Origin of the sequence: Actinophytocola sp., assembly GCF_049647105.1 — a bacterium.
Lineage (GTDB): Bacteria > Actinomycetota > Actinomycetes > Mycobacteriales > Pseudonocardiaceae > Actinophytocola.
Window position 1 is genome coordinate 1 of the sequence record NZ_JBARWZ010000134.1, and the last position, 2,222, is coordinate 2,222.

Below are 2,222 nucleotides of genomic sequence, written 5' to 3' on the forward strand. Positions count from 1 at the left end.
CGTTCCTGTTCACCGGTCAGGGTTCTCAGCGGGTCGGCATGGGCCGGGAGCTGTATGCGGCGTTTCCGGTGTTCGCGGCGGCGTGGGACGAGGTGTGTTCGCGTTTCGACCGGGTTCCTGTCGACGATGAGGTGTTGCTGAACCGGACGGATGGTGCGCAGGCGGCGATCTTCGCGCTGGAGGTGGCGCTGTTCCGGTTGCTGGAGTCGTGGGGTGTGCGGCCGGAGTTCCTGCTGGGGCACTCGATTGGTGAGATCTCGGCCGCGCATGTGGCCGGGGTGCTGTCCCTGGACGACGCTTGCGCGTTGGTGGCCGCTCGTGGCCGGTTGATGGCGGCGTTGCCCGCCGGTGGGGCGATGCTGGCGGCGGAAGTGTCCGAAGAGGACGTTCCGGTCGGCATGGACATCGCGGCCGTCAACAGTGCCACGTCGCTGGTGGTGTCGGGGACCGGCGAGGAGATCTCGGCTCTCGAGGAGCGGTGGCGCTCGGAAGGCCGTCGCGTCAAGCGGCTCGTGGTGTCGCACGCGTTCCACTCCACGCTGATGGAGCCGATGCTCGCCGATTTCGCTGTCGTCGCGGAGTCCTTGACCTACCACGAACCCCGGATTCCCTTGCCGGGTGCGGTGACCGACCCGGCGTACTGGGTGCGGCAGGTGCGGGACACCGTGCGGTTCGCCGACGGTGTCGCGTGGCTGCGCGAGCGGGGCGTGACGTCGTTCCTGGAGCTGGGGCCCGATCCCGTGCTGTCCTCGCACGTCGAGGACGCCGCCGCGGTGCTGCGCGACGGTCGCGGCGAGGCCGCGACCCTGCTCACCGCCGTCGGCCGGGTCTGGGTGCGTGGCGCGACCGTCGACTGGCCCCTGGTGGTTCCCGTCGGCAGGCGCGTCGACCTGCCCACCTATCCCTTCGCCCGTCAGCGGTTCTGGCCCGCCCCCGCCGTGCGGCGGGGCGACGTGGCCGACGCCGGGCTCGGCGTGACCGACCTCTACCACGTCGAGTGGCGCGAACGTGCCGTCGAGCCCGAGCCAGCGCGGGCGGGCGAACGCGGGTACCGCGCGTTGTTCGACGAGACCATGCTGCACCGCGTCCAGGTCGGCGACCGGGGCGTGGCGGTGGTCGAGCCCTACAGCGCCGACCTGCACCGCGGCGTCCAGAGCGTGCTCTCCGTGGTCCAGGACTGGCTGGCGAGCACCGGCGCCGACGACCTCGTGATCGTGACCAGCGGTGCGGTCGCCGTCCGGCCGGACGACCCCGCGCCCGACCCGGTCGGCGCGGCCTGCTGGGGCCTGGTGCGCTCCGCCCAGGCCGAGCATCCTGGCCGCGTCGTACTCGTCGACACCGACGGCGACGTGGACGCCGCCGTCCGGCTCGCCGTTGCAGGCGGGGAACCCGCGGTCGCGCTGCGCGGGAACAGCCTGTTCACCCCCCGGCTCACCCGGGTGTCCACACAGGACACCACGGCCGTCGTCATCGACCCAGGCAGGGCCGTCCTGATCACCGGCGGCACCGGCATGCTCGGCGGCCTGCTCGCCAGGCACCTCGTCACCGCGTACGGGGTCCGCGAGCTGGTGCTGACCAGCCGCCGGGGCCAGGACGCCGACGGCGCGGCGGAACTGACGGCCGAGCTGACCGCCCTCGGCGCCGAGGTCGTCATCGCGGCGTGCGACGTCGCCGACCCGGTGGCGGTCGCCGCGCTGCTCGCCGACCACCCCGTCGGCGCGGTCTTCCACACCGCGGGGGTGGTCGACGACGGCCTGGTCGCCACGCTCACACCAGACGCGCTCGACCGGGTGTTCTCGCCGAAGGCCGACGCCGCGCGCATCCTCCACGAACTGACCGCCGACGCCGACCTCACCGCGTTCGTACTGTTCTCCTCGATCTCCGGCACCGTGGGCAGCCCGGGCCAGGGCAACTACGCGGCGGCCAACGCCGTCCTCGACGCGCTCGCCGCCCACCGCCGCCAGGCCGGGTTGCCCGCGCTCTCCCTCGCGTGGGGCCCGTGGGACACCGAGCGCGGCATGGTCGGCGCGCTCGCGGACGCCGACCGCGCCCGCATCGCCCGCTCCGGTTTCCCGCCGCTGGACCCGGCGCACGCGCTCGCCCTGCTCGACAAGGCTCTGCGCCTCGGCCACCCCGCCGTCGTGCCGGTCCGGCTCGACCCGGCCGCCTTCGGTGGCACCCCGCCGCACCTGCTGCGGGAGCTGATCCGGCCGGTGCGCCGC

Annotated in this window: 1 protein-coding gene; it reads left to right on the top strand. The window is 73.9% G+C overall.

Going from position 1 to position 2,222, the window contains the following annotated elements:
- On the top strand, positions 1-2,222 hold a 2,222-nt coding region (locus WBA97_RS16055), incomplete at both ends, for an SDR family NAD(P)-dependent oxidoreductase (RefSeq protein ID WP_424231617.1).